At 40.1% G+C, this 19,452-nt stretch carries 20 protein-coding genes; 8 read left to right on the forward strand and 12 right to left on the reverse strand.

Annotated features, from left to right (window positions below):
* The first annotated feature begins 72 nt into the window (after positions 1-72).
* Both E0485_RS11355 and E0485_RS11360 read left to right on the forward strand, forming a co-directional pair.
* A complete protein-coding gene (locus E0485_RS11355) occupies positions 73-1,050 on the forward strand; it encodes an ABC transporter ATP-binding protein (protein ID WP_132418162.1) in 978 nt (325 codons plus the stop codon).
* The gene (locus tag E0485_RS11360; protein ID WP_132418163.1) at positions 1,047-1,805 is read left to right on the forward strand and encodes an ABC transporter permease; all 759 of its coding nucleotides are present in this window, start codon (positions 1,047-1,049) and stop codon (positions 1,803-1,805) included. The genes E0485_RS11355 and E0485_RS11360 overlap by 4 nt, the downstream gene beginning before the upstream one ends.
* A gap of 3 nt (positions 1,806-1,808) precedes the next feature.
* On the opposite strand, the gene E0485_RS11365 is transcribed toward E0485_RS11360, so the two are convergent.
* Both E0485_RS11365 and E0485_RS11370 read right to left on the reverse strand, forming a co-directional pair.
* Positions 1,809-2,141, reverse strand: a complete 333-nt coding sequence (locus E0485_RS11365) for a thioredoxin family protein (protein ID WP_132418164.1) — start codon at positions 2,139-2,141, stop codon at positions 1,809-1,811.
* A gap of 27 nt (positions 2,142-2,168) precedes the next feature.
* A complete protein-coding gene (locus tag E0485_RS11370; RefSeq protein WP_235857534.1) occupies positions 2,169-2,639 on the reverse strand; it encodes a hemerythrin domain-containing protein in 471 nt (156 codons plus the stop codon).
* A gap of 308 nt (positions 2,640-2,947) precedes the next feature.
* Here E0485_RS11370 and E0485_RS11375 point away from each other — a divergent pair, with 308 nt between their 5' ends.
* The 5 genes from E0485_RS11375 (at position 2,948) to E0485_RS25320 (ending at position 7,617) form a co-directional block, all read left to right on the forward strand.
* The gene (locus E0485_RS11375; RefSeq protein ID WP_407944846.1) at positions 2,948-3,352 is read left to right on the forward strand and encodes a RidA family protein; all 405 of its coding nucleotides are present in this window, start codon (positions 2,948-2,950) and stop codon (positions 3,350-3,352) included.
* Positions 3,353-3,418: 66 nt separating this feature from the next.
* Positions 3,419-3,811: a YkvA family protein gene (locus E0485_RS11380; RefSeq protein ID WP_132418165.1), complete on the forward strand. Its 393-nt coding sequence runs from the start codon at positions 3,419-3,421 to the stop codon at positions 3,809-3,811.
* Between the two features lie 186 nt (positions 3,812-3,997).
* Complete coding sequence (locus E0485_RS11385) at positions 3,998-5,443, forward strand: hypothetical protein (protein WP_132418166.1); 1,446 nt, start codon at positions 3,998-4,000, stop codon at positions 5,441-5,443.
* Entirely contained in the window at positions 5,440-7,380 is a 1,941-nt protein-coding gene (locus E0485_RS11390; protein ID WP_132418167.1) for a TOMM precursor leader peptide-binding protein, read from the forward strand. The genes E0485_RS11385 and E0485_RS11390 overlap by 4 nt, the downstream gene beginning before the upstream one ends.
* Before the next feature lie 111 nt (positions 7,381-7,491).
* Complete coding sequence (locus E0485_RS25320) at positions 7,492-7,617, forward strand: YjcZ family sporulation protein (RefSeq protein WP_207910967.1); 126 nt, start codon at positions 7,492-7,494, stop codon at positions 7,615-7,617.
* A gap of 169 nt (positions 7,618-7,786) precedes the next feature.
* Here the strand turns inward: E0485_RS25320 and E0485_RS11395 are convergent, their stop codons facing one another.
* Both E0485_RS11395 and sigK read right to left on the reverse strand, forming a co-directional pair.
* The gene (locus E0485_RS11395) at positions 7,787-8,590 is read right to left on the reverse strand and encodes a DUF2935 domain-containing protein (protein WP_132418168.1); all 804 of its coding nucleotides are present in this window, start codon (positions 8,588-8,590) and stop codon (positions 7,787-7,789) included.
* Between the two features lie 50 nt (positions 8,591-8,640).
* On the reverse strand, positions 8,641-9,342 hold the full coding sequence (gene sigK, locus E0485_RS11400) for an RNA polymerase sporulation sigma factor SigK (protein WP_132418169.1): 702 nt from the start codon (positions 9,340-9,342) through the stop codon (positions 8,641-8,643).
* 251 nt (positions 9,343-9,593) lie between these two features.
* On the opposite strand from sigK, the gene E0485_RS11405 reads away from it, so the two are divergent.
* Positions 9,594-10,136: a hypothetical protein gene (locus E0485_RS11405; protein ID WP_132418170.1), complete on the forward strand. Its 543-nt coding sequence runs from the start codon at positions 9,594-9,596 to the stop codon at positions 10,134-10,136.
* A gap of 81 nt (positions 10,137-10,217) precedes the next feature.
* On the opposite strand, the gene E0485_RS11410 is transcribed toward E0485_RS11405, so the two are convergent.
* The 8 genes from E0485_RS11410 to ahpF form a co-directional block, all read right to left on the reverse strand.
* Positions 10,218-10,787 (reverse strand): SF0329 family protein, encoded by a 570-nt coding sequence (locus E0485_RS11410; RefSeq protein WP_132418171.1) that lies wholly within the window; start codon positions 10,785-10,787, stop codon positions 10,218-10,220.
* 340 nt (positions 10,788-11,127) lie between these two features.
* A complete protein-coding gene (locus tag E0485_RS11415) occupies positions 11,128-12,318 on the reverse strand; it encodes a hypothetical protein (RefSeq protein ID WP_132418172.1) in 1,191 nt (396 codons plus the stop codon).
* A gap of 7 nt (positions 12,319-12,325) precedes the next feature.
* Positions 12,326-13,558, reverse strand: a complete 1,233-nt coding sequence (locus tag E0485_RS11420; RefSeq protein WP_132418173.1) for a hypothetical protein — start codon at positions 13,556-13,558, stop codon at positions 12,326-12,328.
* A gap of 8 nt (positions 13,559-13,566) precedes the next feature.
* A complete protein-coding gene (locus E0485_RS11425; RefSeq protein WP_132418174.1) occupies positions 13,567-14,136 on the reverse strand; it encodes a hypothetical protein in 570 nt (189 codons plus the stop codon).
* 20 nt (positions 14,137-14,156) lie between these two features.
* Entirely contained in the window at positions 14,157-15,014 is an 858-nt protein-coding gene (locus tag E0485_RS11430; protein ID WP_132418175.1) for an ABC transporter ATP-binding protein, read from the reverse strand.
* Between the two features lie 139 nt (positions 15,015-15,153).
* A complete protein-coding gene (locus E0485_RS11435) occupies positions 15,154-16,287 on the reverse strand; it encodes a sensor histidine kinase (RefSeq protein WP_132418176.1) in 1,134 nt (377 codons plus the stop codon).
* The gene (gene vanR / locus E0485_RS11440) at positions 16,265-16,960 is read right to left on the reverse strand and encodes a VanR-ABDEGLN family response regulator transcription factor (RefSeq protein WP_132418177.1); all 696 of its coding nucleotides are present in this window, start codon (positions 16,958-16,960) and stop codon (positions 16,265-16,267) included. Before vanR ends, E0485_RS11435 begins: the two co-directional genes overlap by 23 nt.
* A 955-nt stretch (positions 16,961-17,915) precedes the next feature.
* Positions 17,916-19,445, reverse strand: coding sequence for an alkyl hydroperoxide reductase subunit F (gene ahpF, locus E0485_RS11445; protein ID WP_132418178.1), 1,530 nt, complete (start codon positions 19,443-19,445; stop codon positions 17,916-17,918).
* Between the last annotated feature and the right edge of the window lie 7 nt (positions 19,446-19,452).

The raw sequence follows: 19,452 nt of genomic DNA on the forward strand, positions 1-19,452 counted from the left end.
CATTCCGCTGACTGTAGGAAATAATCGCCAATGAATAGATAATAAGACTATCGAAATTGTTAATGAGGAGCGATGACGAACGTGAATATTTATGAAATCGATCATGTAACGAAGGTGTATAAAAAAGGGAAGGTTAAAGCAAACGACGACATTAGCTTTCATGTGAACGAAGGAGAAATTCTTGGACTGCTCGGACCCAATGGTGCTGGGAAGTCAACGATTATAAATCAAATGGTTGGTCACCTAAGCCCTACAGAAGGAAGTATACGATTTCGTGGTGTTGACGTGCTGAAGCAATCCCATGATGTAGCACAGAATGTCGCCTTCTATGCACAGGATCCGCATTCACTTACATCGCTTAAGGTTTGGGAGGTCTTGTATTTTACAGGTAGATTGAGAGGTATGAGTAAGGAAGCTGCAATGATGGAAACAGAGGAGCTGCTTGCCAGATTCGAGATGGAGGAGCACCGCAACAAAATACTAAAGCGAATTTCAGGTGGACAAAAAAGAATGGTTGGGATTGGAACGACCTTAATTGGCAATTCATCTGTTATGATCTTTGACGAACCAACCAATGAGCTTGATCCAAAAAAACGCAGACTTGTGTGGGACCTCATTCAGGAGAAAAATCAACAGGGGACGACAATTATACTCGTAACGCATAACGTTCTAGAAGCCGAGCAAGTTGTAGATCGAGTTGCAGTCATTAACCATGGTAAGCTTCTAGCAATTGACCACGTATCGAAATTAAAACAAAAGGTAGATCAGCGACTTAAGTTTGAAATCACCGTCACTTCAGGAATTGTAGAATCATTGATCACACATCTGGAGCCTTATGGCACCATAAATCGCAATGGGGATAACCGCCTGCGCTTGTTAGTTGAGAAGCAAGATGCCAGCCGTGTACTGGATTGGATTATTTCAGATCGTCATGGATTCCATATAGATGAATACGCAATTGTTCCACCGAGTTTAGAGGATGTTTATTTTCATATCGATAAAGAAGCTGAGCAGATTGGGAATGCTCAAAGGGAGGCTGTTACCTCATGATAAATAGAATCAATCGTACGTTAACGGAGTTAGGCATACTATTCAAAATTCAGTTTTCCATTATACGTGAATCTTGGGTCTTCGTGCTTCTCTTAGCTTCAATGTTTCCTTTTACCATGCTACTCTTTATGAAATTCTTTACTGTTAATCCTACACCTGAGCTAATGATGCGTATGATAGTCGGTAACATGGTCTTCGGTATTATCGTTATGGGGATGAATGCGATGGGTCAGGAAATTTCGTGGCAGAAGCATCAAGGACACTTTACCTTCTACGCCTCTCTGCCCATCTCCAAGATAAATTTCGTTATCGCTAACCTACTAAGAGGTTTAATGTCAACATTGCCTTCCGTAATCATTATTGCCATCCTTGGTCAATTCGTATTTGGCATCCATTTCAATTATAGCCTGTCTATTATACCCGTAGTTCTACTTGCATTGTTAAGCGTTGTCGGCTTCGGCGTTGGACTTGGCTTCTGGTCGCCAAACCATCAATTAACGAATATGCTTACACAAGTGTTTATGATGCTAATTACTTTCTTAACACCTGTAATGGTTGACATAAGCCAACTACCAATCGCTTTTCAATGGTTATCCTACATTTTTCCGACAACTTATGCCACGCAAGCCTTACTCGACATATTCACCATTGGCTGGACGCCAGCTTTAACGCAAAATGCAATTATCATGCTTGGATTCTCCATCTTGTCATACTTCATAATCACGAAAAATGTGCAGTGGAGAGTTAGCAAATAAGGTTTATGTATTCGGATAAATTATTTCATGCCACTTCTGTATCGTTGTATCAAGTTCAGTCATAAGCACGAATCGCGAAGCACGGTAAACTTCCTTGCCTTCGATAAACAATAAAATCGTAGGTGCTGTAAAAACGAGATATGCTGACGAAATATCAGGATGATCCTGCATATGGACTAACGAAAAATCTACCTCAGGATATTTCGTCAGCAGAGCTTTTGTCTTATCCAGAACTGCATCGCATACGCCGCAATGCTCTGTTTTGATAAAAAGAACACACATCGGGTAGTTATGAATACGCGTTTCCCATTCTGCTTGTGTCGTGATCTCATTCATGTTGTCTTCTCCTTTATACAGTTAAACTTATAGCCTGCAACCTGATGAATGTTCGTGAAAATACGGTTTAAGCTGCTGCAACACATCTTCGGGTAGTGCTGCTTCAATAAGTGGGAAAATGACCCTCTCTTCCTTACGTACATGCTGTTCAAAGGAAACACCAAGCTTACGTATATCCCCAACTACATCTCCTTCTCCAAGCTCAATTAACCTAACCAAAGAACGAATTTCAACATGCTCCAATAACATTTCCATTATGATCGGTTGATGAATTGAAGCATAGCATGCGAACGTAGGAAGCAAAATCTCCTCTTCCTCCCGAAAATGCGCTTGTCCCCCCGTCTCCCATAAAACTCGAAGCTCCTCGCGAAGCGCCTGAACTTCTTCTGCGCTAGGATCTGCACTCAGTTTGCTAATTTTCAGCGACATCACGAGTACATGATGATGATGCCGAGACAAAGGCGCTAACGAATCATGGCGTTTAATTGGCTTAGGCACAAAGGTCACTCTCCTTTACATAATCGGATAATTTTATTATAGCTGAATTTTGAAGAGAAGATGTGATTGTAATCAATATTAGTAAACGAACGAAGGATTTTGCTTTTTCCATACGATTTCAATATGATTAAGTAGTAAGTTTACTTTAAATGAAGGAGGGATACCTGATGAAGAAGAGATCGATTCAATTTTTATCTTCGGGGATTGGGTATTCTACTGCTGTTTTTTTCTAGAATGCGTACCGACGGGATACGTCTGTCCAAATAGAGGCAATCACAAAACAGTAAAATTTAGAGGAGAGCTTACAGATGATGATTTCAAATAATAATGTGGTTCAAAGATATAATCCAGAACAAATAGCCAAGCCTGTTGGAAACTATAGCCATGTAACCAAAATAAATAGAAATGCAGAGTGGTATGTGTTCTCTGGTCAAATAGGTATAGATCAGAGCAATCAAATCCCTACTGATTTTAATGAGCAAGTAACCAATACAATGAGCAATATTGTAAAAATCCTTGCTTCACAGAATTTGACTCCTGATCAAGTTGTCAAAATCAACATTTGGGCTACAGAAACAATCGATTGGAATCATTTTTACGAAATTTGGGAACGAATCTTCGGAACTACTCCTCCATCAATGACAATTGCTTATGTCAAAGGATTAGGCTTACCAGAATTAAAGATTGAATTAGATGTTTGGGCTGCTGGTTGAGTTTTAATGTCCAAAAAGTGATTATACGATAACTCCTTTAATACAATTCATTGGGAGGTAATCCATATGACGAAAGACGATGATTTCATTCATGCAAATCTGACACTACAAGAACTTCCCTATAACAAAGAGAATGAGGAACTGGTAACGAAGAAATTTTGGGCTAAAACCAAGAAATTCGCAGGAAAAATCCCATTCACCAAAGACGCGATTGCCATGTACTATTGTGCCGTAGACGCCAAAACTCCGTTATGGGCCAAAGGCATAGCCTTCGGTGCGCTCGCCTATTTCATTTCCCCACTGGACGCAATTCCAGATGCCATAATCGGACTTGGGTTTACCGATGATGCCGCAGTGATTGCGGCAGGATTCAAGGCAATTTCGGATCAAGTGAGGGACGAGCATCGGGATAAGGCGGAGAAGTTCTTTAATGGCGATGAAGCAAAAGTAAACAAATAAGCTTAATACCACTAACATCATGTAAACGAAGCAAGCTGCCTCCTGTTCATCAGGAAGCAGCTTGTTTTCTTTAGAAAATGTCGTTCTAAGACAAGAAATTATTGGGGTAGAATTATTTAAAGGGGGAAAATTCCAATGATATGGTTGTTCTTCTAGCCTTGATTACTGGGGAAGGAGTTGTGCAGGATGTCTCTTCAGGAGGAAGGTACGCTTGCGATCGGTTCCGGTCGAATATTGCTCTCACTTGCTGAATCATGGTATGAATCTGGTTTGTCCAAACTCAAGGTTTATTCTGCAGAAGGAGATGAGGAGCCGAATTGGAGGGCAATCGTTCGGCCTTTTCAATTTATTGTGTATGCCTCAGAGCATGGCGACTTAGAGGAGCTTCGGCGTGTTCAGCATGCTTGTATAGCAGAAAGGAAACAGATGCTCCCTGCCATCGCAATACGAGGAATGGGAATGGTAGGTCCGCTGCTGCATCCTGACGAGGACGGACACTGGGAGTCGGCATGGATGAGAATTCATTCGTCCGTCTTTCCTAAGAAACAAACGCTGGAGGTTTTCTCTACTGCGGCTGCAGGAATCTTATCGAATCTTATTATTCATATATGGCATAAAGCGATTACAGGTGAGCATGAATTGGACTATAGAAATCAATGCTTCTTACTTGATCCTGTCACGTTAACTGGAAGCTGGCATTCTATTCTTCCTCATCCTTTAGTATCCGGAAATGACGCAGCCCGTCCGGTAACAAATTTGGCGCTTAGCCTAGGTATAAATCATGAGCAGGTAAGCCCAGAGGTATGGTTTAATGCGTTCAACCAACTGACTTCGAAGGTAACAGGCATTTTTCATGCATGGGAAGAGGCGGACCTAATCCAGCTTCCGCTAGCTCAGTGTCTTGTTCAACCTGCAGACCCCTTGTCAAAAGAACCTGCACATCTTTTACCAACCATTGTCCGAAGTGGACTAACGCATGTTGAGGCTCGTCTAGAGTCAGGATTAGCAGGGTTAGAAGCCTATGTGGCCCGCATAATCCCGCTGCTGTTTACTGGCTTACCTCCACTTCAGGAAGGAACCAGCATCGGAGCGGGCTGCGATATAACTGAAGCCGTTGGGCGGGGGCTTAGAGCTTGTTTAACTAAAGAGTTAGGCAAGCGGATTTTGTCTGATGAGCCGACTGTTGTTCAGCGTATAGCATGCTCTCAAATTGAAGACGGACGTTGCCTGTATTATTTACAAGCGTTAACCATCCTAGATGGGGAATCTCTTATTGCAGTAGGTGAGCCGTTGCTCGGTTTTCCGACAGTGTGGATCTATTCGGATTCCTCGTGGTATGGCAGCGCAGATCTTAGTTTCACGCTTGCACTTCGTCAATCTCTGCAAAAGGCGCTGAGTAAGACCGAGCGCACTGCGGTTTCTCCTGTTTTTTTTGAGGATCATGAAGTGAAAGATATTACAATTTCTGATGGTGAACCTCTAAGCTATCATTCTTTGATATTATCAGCCATTGAGACTCTAAAGCAGTGCGATAAACGTCTTGAAGTGTTTGAACTGCACAGCGAACCTTTGTGGGGCAAAGGGCCGTTTGTAGCATATGGAGTAGTTCTCGGAGAGGAGGAATCCCTTTGAATACAGTCGCTATTATTGGAGAGGGAATACTTGCCGACACCGTGTGTAAGCATCTGTCTGGGCTCACGCTTGTCCGAAGAAAGGACTTCAGTGAAGATATACCAGCTGTAGACTTGGTATTGGTGCTGTATGAAGGGGGGAACTCTACCTCCTCCTATTATTATGAAGCTGAACAAATGCTTCGACCGCGTGGCATTCCTTGGCTGTGTGCCTATGTATCTTTGGGAGAAGGAATCATAGGACCGCTGATTGTTCCGGGAACGACCGGATGCTTCCAATGTGCAGAAGAACGGTTATCTATGGCGGGGAGGAATCGCAAAGAAGTCAAGGATTTGCTTATAAAGCTCGTGGATGATGATTATGTTCCTCGTTATACTGATGAAATATCTCCAGCTGGAGCTAGTTATATGGCACATATTATCTCAGCGGAGACGGATAAGGTGCTGCGGGGCGAGAGAGCGAATACGGAGGAACATCTCTATTTGGTCAACTTGAATAATTTGAGCAGCACAATCCATTATGTTCTGCCAATTGGGACTTGCTCGGTTTGCGGGCGATTGCCGGATGATTCGGCGGAATTAGCGGAGATATCACTACAGAAGTGTCTAAAACTGAGTAACAGCTACCGCTGCCTTTCAATGAGTGATTTGAAAAAGGTTCTGCTCAGAGATTATTGGGACAGTCGTACAGGAATCTTTAATGATAAGAAGTGGAATCTCGCCTCAATCTTTGCTAGTGTCGCTATAAATCTTCCTTTAAGTTTTTACAATGAGATTACGGGGGCTCATTCACATTCATATGTAGATAGCGAGCTCGCTGGGATGTTAGAAGGGCTGGAGCGTTATTGCGGCGTGACACCACGTGGTAAACGAACGATCGTGCAAGGCAGCTATTCCCATCTTAAGGCTACTGCGCTGGATCCATCTATGGTAGGGCTTCATGCGAAGGAGCAATACGAACAACCTGATTTCCCCTTCATCCCGTATGATCCTGATTCTCCAATGGAATGGGTCTGGGGATATTCGTTTCTAGAGGCACGTCCGATTCTAGTTCCCAATCTGCTCGCTTATTACAGTCTGGGCGATGATGGGGGCTTTGTATATGAAAACTCCAACGGGAGCGCGGTAGGTGGAAGCTTAGAGGAGGCCATCTTGTACGGGATTTTCGAGGTGGTTGAGAGAGATTCCTTTCTGATGACCTGGTATGCAAAGCTACAGGTTCCGCGGCTTGACTATAGTTCATCGGGAGATTCGGAGCTGATCCTGATGATTAGGCGTTTAAGAGCGGTTACTGGTTATGAAGTGAGCTTATACAATACCACGATGGAAAACGGTATTCCCAGCATATGGGCACTGGCAAAAGGAGGTGCGGAACACAGCGTAAACCTAATCTGTGCTGCTGGTGCTCATCTCGATCCGATTCGGGCGGCCAAGAGCGCTATACATGAGCTCGCGGGCATGATCCCGATGGCTGAAAGAAGATTGAGGGATCGAAGTATCGAAGCCGAAGCTATGCTTGATGACTCGTTCCTTGTGCAGCATATGGAAGATCACTCCTTGCTCTACAGCTTGCCACAGGCAGAGGAACGACTTCACTTCTTAATGGACGAACAGAACCCTGTCCGTACTTTTGCAGAAGAGTTTCATTCAATGCCGTGGCAAGAAGATTTAACAGAGGATTTAAAACAAATACTTCGAGTTTTCCACAGTTTTCAGATGGATGTCATTGTCGTTGACCAGTCATCAAGTGAGACACTCCGCAACGGACTGCGTTGTGTGAAGGTACTCATACCGGGAATGTTACCCATGACATTCGGGCATCATCTTACCCGGCTCACTGGCCTGAATAGGGTATTGGATGTACCGATGAAGCTGGGTTACGCAGATCACAGGCTGACTCGGGAGGAGCTTAATCCTTATCCGCATCCATTTCCATAGACACCGATAATGTTCTAAAGGTTTTCACCGATTTTTTAATTAAGAAGTCCAATCCACAAGTCGTTTTCATTCATACAATTTAGAATAAACGGCGAAGGGAGGAATATCACGATGGGAGAACTTGGAGGAATTGGTGGAATAGGAAGCTGTAGCTGTGGTGGCGTGTTTACAAGTACAGGTGCAATCCTCGTATTATTCATTTTGCTGGTTATTATTTCTCGCGCATTTCTTTTCTAAAATTTGATGCATACAGACTATCGAGCCCTGTGTTAATGCATGAAAAAACAACATCAGCAGTCAAAGTGACGCCCGTGATAGTCGTTCTATAATTTTTTATTTAGTCTATTAAAGCTTAAGTGGATATACCACTTAAGCTTTTTCAATTCTACCTGCTCGCATCTTTTTTCTATTTTAAAGCATCTATTCTTGGCTTATCAGGCTTACAATTAGGATCGGGAACCATTCCTAATTTGGCTAATTTCAATAAATAATAACACTCCTCCCTCATCATGTGATCTGGCATTAGCGGGGAAATTCGACCCAACACTTCAGCTGATAGCTCCAAATCTTCCAACTCTCTTAAAAAAGATCTAAACAAGTTCATTTCGATATCAATATCCGTATGAAGCCTGCGAAAAGCAGGGAAATCACGGAGTTGCGTTCTCATAAAGCTAGCCATTTCAATGCTTTTCAAATAAAACTGTTGAAAATGCTCCTCATATTTTTGGCTTTTGTGAATTAAACGTTTCTCTACATAGTCCAAATCACTGGATATTACAGCAGCATGGAATATTGCATCTGACAACCATAACAAGTCGTGGTGTAGGGCATCAAATTGCGGAACCGACTTCCCTTCAAGCAGGCATTTTAGAATACGCAAGTATTCCTCAAGTTCATTGACCATATGATTGAAGAAAGTTGGTGTAAGTCCAGTTGCAATTTTTCCTACAAGAAGTCGCTCTAGAATATTCAATTTAAATTTCCGTAAATTGATCGTAAGTGAGTAAGCCTGCTGATTAAGTGAACCAAGCTGTGAATCCGAATGCATGCTTCGCGCTTGCCCCAGAAGCTGGTCGAATGCCTGAATAAACTGCTCAGCAGTTTGAATATCTGCCGTTTCTTTGGGAGAGAGACTGTTAAAAATGAATCTGGAATGATCACCAAGAATCTGCAGCCAAAACCTATGCTCAAATAGAGCGGATTGATCCAAAGGTAGTCCTCCTCTAATCGTTCTAACATAGCTTTATAAGAAATGAAACTTCATTTCTTCTGCTTATAAAACTCATGATACAATTTCATAAGCGCCCGCTTCTCAATCCTTGAGACATAGGAACGGCTAATGCCAAGTTCCTTGGCGATCTCTCGTTGCGTACGTTCATCACCGCCGAATTCCAAACCAAATCTGCCTTTAATTACTTCTTGCTCACGCTCATCGAGAATATCGAGATTGCGATATATTTTACTTTTTTCTATTTTAAGCTGTACCTTGTCTACGACATCATCTGCTTCAGTTCCAAGGATATCAATAAGAGTTATTTCGTTGCCCTCTTTGTCTGTTCCAATTGGATCATGTAAGGACACATCCTTACGAGTTTTCTTAAGGGACCGCAAATGCATCAGTATCTCATTCTCAATGCAACGAGCAGCGAATGTCGCCAGCTTCGTCCCCTTGTTCGGTTGAAAGCTCTCAATAGCTTTAATCAGCCCGATGGTTCCAATCGAGATAAGATCCTCCAAATCTTCACCTGTATTATCGAATTTCTTGACAATATGGGCCACTAGCCTTAAATTGTGCTCGATCAGGAGATTACGGGAAATCGCATTGCCCTCTGCCATTTGCCTCAGGTGTCTTTCCTCTTCTTCCTCCGTTAAGGGCTGGGGAAATGCGTTGTTCTTAACATACGATACAAGAAGCATGAGCTCCTTAAAAAATAACGCGACCATGGTAAACAAGCCCGGCACAGCAGTCACCCCCTGAGAAGTTCGCGCCTGCGTCCGTCCTTCAAAGTGAAATTTGAACGGAAGCTAAGCGAAGATTACTCTCATTGTATGTGGGCAGCTGCCCAGAAGTGCATGTACGGGGAGAATAGTTCAACCATCCACCATTCTTCAAAGATCGAGTCTGTAAAATAGTTTGTGTGAACTCCCAAATTTGTTAAAATGGAAATATATGAAAGATTGGAGAAAGCTATACAATTGAAATAAGGTGATTTATGAAAAAGATTAGTATAATTATATTGCTCGCATTCGTTTTATTGGTTGTTGGGTGCAAAGCAAGTAAGAATGATATTCAACCATCTAATCTTCAAACAAATAACAGTTCTTTAGTTATATCTAATGGGGAAATAAAATGGGATGAAGATAAAAATGCTTTATCATTTGACGAATTTATAAAAAAGGTTCCATTTGAAGTTAAACAACCCGAAGTACCCTTTGAAATAACCAATAAAGCAATAGGTGGTATTGAAGCTCCCTTTGATTTTATCCAAATGACGTCTGCTAATGATAAACTAGGTTTCGAAATAATTCTAGCTATATCAAATTCTAAAGATAATTCAAAACCACAAGGAAAAAAGGGCGTTAAACTCGAAAACGGTTCTCAAACATGGATTCAAAGTGACCAAAGTGTTAGTGCACTTTATTGGAGATACGATGGCTTAACTTATGTTTTATCATCTCTTAAAATTGAGAACGGGAATTTTCTTCCATTGTATGACACCGAAAAATTAGTTGAAATTGCCAACACGATTAAGTGAAAAAAGGGATAGAATTTTCTATCCCTTTTGTTATTATTCTCTCTCGCTATACGCCCTTCGCAACTCATGAGTTATTTATTTTCATAACGTACTAAGCCGTAATTCATAAAAATACTGCACAATTGGATGCTTTAACTTCATCTTCTCGGTCATGTTTAAAATTCGCTTTTTTCCAACTCGTCTGTCCACCAAAGCTAGAATATTTAATAAGATATCATCGCTCTCTATACTTTCCTCTATCGAAAGGGATAAAAACTTATTAGCTACAACGATAAAGTTTGATTTACTTAATGATGACTGTGCTGATATAAGCTCTTTTGCATATTCTGATATTTTTCTACTTCTTGCAATTACTTTTAGACGATCCTCCGGAACTTTCCCCTGGGTATCTTTTCTGATCGCTTCAATTTCTTCATTGTTAATAGGAATTTGAATATCTGAATCATTCTTAATTTCCAGCTCCGTCTGATACCATCTGATTAAGGTAGTTGTATCATTCATATTGAGTACGTTTTTTTTATCTACCGCAATATAACAAAGTCCTGCTTTATCAGGTAAATAACGGTAGCCGGTTGCACGGTATTCGACCCTTCCATATAACGCAGGACAGAGAAAACTCTCCAGCTGTTGCTTTAATTTGCTCCAGGACATGTAATCCTCCTATGTTCTATATATTAAATACCTATTGAGGCATTCATTCTATTATCCATCATACAATAACCAACTCATCGATCATACTAAATATAACGTTTAAGTGCAGTAACATATTGGCAGGCCTTTCAGTTACCCACACTCCTCAATATTATCGGTAAATGCGACTCTTAAAACTTTACTCCCTTACCAGCGACACACAGCACTCAACATGATTTGTCTACCTGTCCACTTTACTCTCTTCCCATTCATATGCAATAGCCGTATTGCATTTATCAATTATTTACTCATAGAAATTAGCTGGCATCTGAATTTTCTAAGTTTGTAATAAAGGATATACTCATTTCCTGTATGTTATGATCTCAAACTTCTTCGATATCTTTAAATCAGCTACAATATTTGTGGCTACGGTTAGACAAGCGGTGATGACAAGTGTCACAATCATGACCCACAAATAGCTTGGGATCATCTGCCCAAAGACCTCATAAATTTCATTGTTTCTGAAAAACTTATTGAAATTTGTCATATTATAAGGAAGGAAGTTACTCAAGTTGTGCGTAATACCAACGCTTGTAAACAAATTACTCGGTAATGTGAACATCATGATCCAAAAGAATGTTGTTAAGACTCCACCCGCTATAATTTGTTCTGTAATGACTGTAATTAAAAAGATAATAGATGTCATGAAAAGTACTGCCGTATAGCCCATTACCACATTCAATATATATTGCTCTAAAAATGTGATGTTATATGTCGAAAAAAGATAAAACACATCGCTTTGTATTACAAGATTATATCCGTTTGTCCCAAAAACACTTAACTGTGCAATGGTCAATATGAATACGGAAGCAACGTAAACCAGTGAAGTGATTTCAAGTCCTGCTATCATTTTTGCTTTTATGAAGATTGATTTTCCATGCTTTGTTGAAAGGCAAAGTTCATTCATATTTGTTTTTGCTGTTCCGCCAAAAACAGGTAGCAAAATAACAGATAGAATCATTAAAATGATTACCAAGAGGTCTGCCATATCATTATTTAGGTTTTTCCATCCTTCTGCATACCCAACCTGCATCGGTGCTTCAAGCTGACTTGCTTTAGAAAGTAGATGCTCAATTTGCTCGTCCGTAAAAATGCCCAAAGGTCTGAGTGCGCCTGTCTCTAAGGCGGCAATGCGTTGCTCATAAAAATGATCCATATCTTCCTTTGTCATTTCTGATATATGTTTTTCGTTGTAAGTGGAAAGAACAACCCTTATTGTATTCATGTTGTATAGATAATTGCTCTTATCCACGCCATTTATAACATCCATAAGAGCCTCGGAATCCAACGCTTTATTATGGTCACTTTTTTTAGACTCTGCCAAGTTATCTTTTGCCGACAGCACAACTTTTCCTGAAGAGTCGTATAGGTTATATGATGTAAAATTATTCACAGAACTAAAGATTGAAATCGCTAAAACAATAATTAAAATAAGCCCAAGTGTTTTTATGTTTAAAATTCTCTTGCACTCCACTCGTACTATTTCTCTCATAAGTAATTCACCCCCTCAATGCGTATCTTTTATATTTGCTGACAGTTAGAAGGCGAATAGCTGCTATATAGATAATTGTCAGACCAACAGCGATCAAAGAGTAGGGTATCATCACATCGCCGATAAAGAAGTATGGATCAAAGTCAGTTATACCAGAGTTTATTACACCCAGTCGTGTTGCAAAATAAATGGGATTAAGCTGCAGCTGCAATGGGTTTGCGGTTTTTGTCAACTCAACTAGTGCCCAAACACTTGCTACGGACAGCACAGCAGACAACTTAGCGTATTTCACTCTGATGGATATCATCATAATAAAATTTGCAGCAATGAGAATTCCAAGTAGCCCTAATCCAAACATAAGCAGCATTCCCATACCCATATTGATGTCATAAAGGCAAGTATACCAAAATGCTTGTGCCGATTGCCCCAAGCCGTGAAGAGATGCAAACGAACCGTTCAAAGCAAAAAGTGCTGCTAAAAATATCACATATACAGTGATTGCAAAAAGATTTCCGGCCATAATCTTTGCGTTCATGTTTTTCTTTCTGCCATAAGTGCTGGATAAACTGATCTCATCAATCCCATTCGAACTATCCTTTGAGAATATTCCGCTTAGTGCAAAAGCTAAAACTATTAGCACAAGCCAATACTGTTTGGCATAATCAATGGTTATTTTTTCAAGGCCAGAAGCATAAGAAACTTCAAAAGGCATTTTCTCAGCATCAACTTTTTCATCTATTTTTTTCAACTGTTCATCTGTGTATCGAAACCAATTAAATTCATTGTTATCTCTTATAAGTTGCTTTACAGATGATTTAAATTGATTATAGAAATCCTTTTCTGACCCTAGAAAATCAAAATCCAAACCCATCGTAAAATTGCTCACACCTCCACCAAAAGCGGCAAAGTTTATTAACTGGTTTGAATATTGATACTTCATCATGTCCATCCCAAAGCGATGCTCAAAATCCTTTTTTTCGATACTGCTGTTAAATTGTTTAACCAAATTCTCTAAATATTGTTGGTCTACAGTACCCTCAAGTTCCTTTGCTTCTTCTTTTACTGCCCAATATGCCCCAACGCCGCTAACCTTTTCTCCCTCACCGGTGATGGTTGTTTGTTCATAATACAGATAATAAATTCCAGTCATCATTGCTGAATATAGCATTAAGGCGACTACAGCTAATATAGCAGGTTTATTCCATAACTTTTTGAATTCGTATAATATCAACCTTTTCATATCGGGCGTTACTCCTTATAACTGAGTCCGTCATGGATAATCTGCCACGGACTCTCTCTTGATTCACGTACTAACACCAAGTAGCTGTAAACACCATCTTCTGCTGTTTCATACTCGGCAAGATAAATGTTTTCGTTATCATATCCGGCTGCCACGCCCTTATCATCGTCATCGTAAATTATGTTCATTCTTGGGTCCATACACTGTGAAACATCATACCCATACTTGCGTTTCGGAACACCGGCTTCATTTTCAACATAGTCGTGTATTAACGCCCAAAATTCTTCGGTCTTGGCATCACTAAAATCGGGACGATTTTTTGTTTGGCCCGGAATGGCATCATCTCGCTGTGACAAACTAGACATGCTGCCGTTTTCAACTTTGAAATTATTTGTTCTGAATTTACGCATCTGTGCCAAAGTTTTATCAAGCTCTGCATCTTTTTGTTCTTCGGGCAATCTTTCAATATCGCCCATATCCATTGCATTAAGATTTCCCTTTCTGGAACTACAGCCTGTAAATAATGTCAATCCCATCACTACCACCATAATAAGTGCTACAATTTTTGTTGATTTCATATTAATTACCTCCAAAATTTTTATTGCCAAACATACATATAGTAATCTTCCAAATTAGGCTCAAGCGGCCTGTTTGTAATACCGTCATAAGCATCGCCCGCATATCGTACTCGGATATTGTTCGCTTCTTGCTTTATGCGAATGACTTGTCTTACTACACTTAATTCGTGAAATACAGCTTGATCAACAACTGTTTCCCAAACCTTTCCGGTAATGCTGGATACCATTGAATTGATTTCACCCGACTGCAATATTTCGCCGCTTTTGATTACAATCAGATTGTTTGCAATCGCTTCGATATCCGAAACGATATGGGTAGATAGAATGACAATCTTATCTTTTGACATGGCACTGATAATGTTAGCAAATCGTATTCTCTCTTTCGGATCAAGACCGGCTGTAGGCTCGTCAAGAACTAGTATTTTCGGATCATTCAGGATTGCTTGCGCAATACCAATCCTTCTTTTCATCCCGCCGGAAAAGGCACTTACTTTTTTGCTTGCAACATTAGAAAGATTGACAAATTCGAGTACTTCCGGGATTTTATGTTTCAAAACCTCCGGTGCAATGCCCTTTAATGCCCCCATATATTCCAAAAAATCTTTGGCGGTAAAACTGGGGTAAACATTCAAATCCTGTGGCATATACCCGACAATACCTCGATAATCTTCATCCAATTTCACAATATCTGATCCATTAAAACGGATGCTTCCTTTTGAACCAAAATCAACAGTAGTTAGAATACGCATTAAGGTGCTTTTACCTGCACCATTCTCGCCAAGCAATCCATATGTTCCAGAATTCAAAGTAATATTAATATTCTTAAGTGCTTCTTTATCTCTATAGGATTTATAGAGACCTTGGATTTTGAGCTCCATGTTAAACCTCCATTTCTATTTGAGAGGGTTGTAAAATGAAAATATCCCCTCTTGATAAAACCAGTTTATCAAAAGGGGATATTTGAAGTTTTAACATCAGACTGATAATTTATTGAGATTTTCTGTAGAAACTATAAAGCTATTTGCTGTTACCTCTACCCGGCATTTCAATTACTATAGTGAAGTGGCTTTGATCGCTATATGCATAAATCGTACCACCATGCAGTGTTATAATATCTTTTGCGATTGCAAGTCCTAATCCGAAGCCACCCGTAGAACTTTGTCTCGCTGCATCCAATCGACTAAATTTATCAAATATAGTATCCAGCTTGTCCTGTGGAATCATTCCTTGATTTCTGAAGCGGATTTCGGTCTTGTTTTCTTTCCACTCTGCCGATATTTCAATCACACTATGGGATTTACTGTATGCAATAGCATTTTTCAAAAGATTATTAAACACCCTCGCCATTTTTTCTGAGTCGGCATAGAGGTTTAAATCTTGAGGTATGTTGAGCGACACTTCTTTTTCACTTGCTGTAAGTTGAGGGTAAGCTTCGTCAACAATCTGAACCAGCATATAAGATAAGTCTATTGGCTCTTTGCTTAAAGGAACCGAATTTAAATTGTACCGCGTGATTTCAAAAAATTCATTGATTAGTTTTTCAAGGCGATATGCCTTTTCTAAGGTAATGTGTATATACTTACTTTTCTGCTCTATCGGCATGTCCGGCGTTTCGTCAAGTAAACTCAAATATCCTATGACCGATGTTAAAGGCGTCTTAATATCATGTGCGAGATAAACAATCAAATCGTTTTTGCGTTTTTCAAGATCACGTTCAGCCTCCGCACTTTTCTCCAAATCTGATTTGATTTGATTCATGGTATCTTCCATAAAATGCAGTTCCGGAGACATATTAATTTTTTCGTTTCTGTTTGCGATACCATTTACACCGGCTATCATTTCATCAAAATACCTCGTAAACCAAGACAGAAACACCTTATAGAACACTGCAAATATCAAAATAACTGTTCCAACTATAATAAGGTCAAAATATTTGCGTATGTTATAAATATACATAAGCTGTGCAGGTTCCCAATCCACATCAAAAATATTGCTAATAATGTTCGTGAGAGTATTTCCAATTTCCCCTTGGCCAATTGAGCGGATAAAAAACACAACCACAATTGCAACAATAAATAAGCCAAGTGTTTGAAAAAATATCTTATCAACAAGCTTTTTATATGGTTTTTTATTTTTCAAGTTTGTAACCAACCCCCCACACTGTTTTTATATATTTCGGATTTTCTACAGAATCCCCAAGTTTCTCACGCAAATGTCTTATATGGGTTGTAATTGAATTGTTGTTTTTAACAAAATATTCATCACCCCAAATCCTGTGAAAAAGCTGTTCCGAGCTGACTACATTTCCATTTTCTTCACATAAAATATTTAAAATCAAAAATTCGGTTGGAGTAAGATTCATAGGAATTCCATCTAAGATTGCTTCATGCGTCTTTACATTTATGGCAAGTCCACGATGAACCAACAGATTGTCAGTTTCGCTGGGCTCTGTATTGTACCTTGTATATCTGCGAAGCTGTGCTTTTACTCGTGCGATAACCTCCAGGGGTCTGAATGGCTTAGTGATATAGTCATCTGCTCCAAAAGTCAACCCTATGATTTTGTCGCTTTCGTGATCTTTTGCTGTTAACATGATGATGGGAAATAAATGGTTTTTTCGTATCTCTTGGCACATTGAAAAACCATCCCCATCCGGCAGCATTACATCTAAAATAGCTAAGTCCATTTTATGTTCCTGTATACATTGCATTGCTTCCTTTGCAGAATAGAATTTATACACAGTATAATTTTCATTCGTCAGATATATTTCAAGCAAATCTGCGATTTCTTTTTCGTCATCTACAACCAGTATATTTATTGGCATGGCATACCTTCCTAAAATAATATTTAACAGTAATTTTACAGCTTTCTGTCGAGTCTAGTTTGATTTCAAGCTTAATATTTTATTGAGATTTTCTTAAGATTTAAAAATAGTGATTATTTGCCACTGTAAATATCTCTATGATAGAAGGTTATATAAATTTTTCTCACCATTGAATGATACTTTTTTACTTTTATTTTAACTTTTTATCTCACGTTTCATCTGTCACCATCAAAACCAACCTATGTCATCTATATTTTCACCCTAAAAAAATAAGGGCAAAAACCGAACATTTCCAGCCTGGTTTTTGCCCCTTTTTTACTCCAAAACCACAATATCTTGTGGTCGAGTGCCTTATTTGTCGTTTTGACCACAACTTGTCGTCATTATCATACACTCAACGTGACTTGTCTGTCTGTCCTTTTACTTTCTTAAGCGAATCTGTCACCTGTCACTTCTCATTCTTTCATTTTCGTACCATCAATATTACACACTCCATGAGTCGAGTGCTGTGACCTACGTACCTACTTTCACTTTTAGCATTGCTGCTTCTACTTTTAATTCAACTCTTTGCTGTACCAGCATACGCGATACGCATCTCCGTAATGTATCTAAACGCAACACTGTCTTTGACCATAAGATCTACATTAATATATAAAGAAAGAACCACTCTTGTATTGGAGTGGTTCTACATAGAACTTCTCTTTTATTAAATTCATTAGCTATCACATCTTACACCATATGATTGTTACGGACTTACGAATTGAATGATTCCAATTAGAGTTAGAATAGCAAATAGCACAATAATACTCCATTAGCCTTAAATTGTGCTTGATCAGGAGATTACGAGAAATCGCCCTGTAGGTAGCCGAACAATCATATTCAATGAAATTGATGAAAATAAAAAAGGTGAGACACATAAAATTGTCCTCACCTTTTTTGTTTACAATTTGATTATTTAGTTACGAATCAGGTAATCAAAAGCGCCTAAAGCTGCAGTCGCTCCTGATCCCATGGAAATGATAATCTGCTTATATGAGCTGTTTGTACAGTCGCCAGCAGCGAATACACCAGGAAGGTTCGTTGCGCCATGATTGTCAACAACGATCTCACCAACGCGAGTACGTTCAACCGTGTCGCCTAACCATTCTGTATTCGGTACAAGTCCGATTTGGACAAATACGCCTTGCAATTCAACATGCTTCGTTTCGCCTGTATCACGTTCCTTGTAAGAAATGCCATCAATCTTGTCTTTTCCTGTAACTTCTGTTGTTTGGACATTCTTAAGAACCGTAACATTAGGTAGACTGTAAAGGCGTTCTTGCAGAACAGCATCAGCTTTGAGCTCTGGAGCAAACTCTAGCACTGTTACATGTTTCACAATCCCTGCAAGATCAATAGCAGCCTCGATGCCTGAATTGCCGCCGCCAACTACTGCAACATCTTTACCAGTAAATAAAGGTCCGTCACAGTGTGGGCAGTAAGCTACACCCTTGTTCTTGAACTCGGCTTCACCAGGTACTCCCATGTTCCGCCAACGAGCACCAGTCGATAAAATGACTGTTTTACTCTTCAGAACAGCTCCGTTCTCAAGTTCAACCTCGATCAGGTCCTTCTTCTCAATACGTTTGGCACGCTGTAATTTCATCACATCGATACCATATTCTTTGACCTGCTGCTCGAGGTTTGCAACAAGCTGAGGACCCTCGATATATTTCGTACTGATAAAGTTCTCGATGCCCAACGTGTCATTAACTTGACCCCCGAAGCGCTCCGCTACGATACCAGTGCGAATGCCCTTGCGAGCTGCATAGATAGCTGCGCTTGCGCCGGAAGGACCGCCACCAACAACAAGTACATCAAATGGCTCTTTATTGTCAAATTCTGAAGCGTCAGGCGCATTACCCATTTTAGCTAGTATTTCTTCAACGGTCATACGACCGCTTTCGAAAAATTCACCATTAAGGTATACGCTAGGCACAGACATGATCTCTTTGCTTTCTACCTCTGCCTTGAACACTGCACCATCAATCATCGTGTGTGTAATTGCAGGGTTTAGGACGCTCATAAGATTCAAGGCCTGTACAACGTCAGGACAGTTATGGCAGCTTAAGCTGATATATGTTTCGAACTTATATTCACCGCGAATGCTCTTGATCTGATCAATCACATTCTGTTCTACTTTAGGAGCACGGCCGCTAACTTGCAGCAGCGCAAGAACTAAAGAAGTAAATTCATGTCCAAGTGGAGTTCCGCCAAAGGTTACTCCTGTATCCTCGCCCACGCGATTCACGCTAAAGCTTGGTGTTCTGGATAACACAGTTTTCTCAACCTGTATTAAGGAAGACATGCTAGCAAGTTCATCGATCAAAGCTAGCATTTCTTTGGATGCATCATCATCGCCAGCGCTGACTTTCAGTACCACAGTACCCTCCAGGAGCTGGAGGTACTGTGCTAGTTGAGCTCTAATTTCATTATCTAATGTCATAGGGCTG

It is taken from the genome of Paenibacillus albiflavus (genome assembly GCF_004344915.1).
GTDB lineage: Bacteria > Bacillota > Bacilli > Paenibacillales > NBRC-103111 > Paenibacillus_AM > Paenibacillus_AM albiflavus.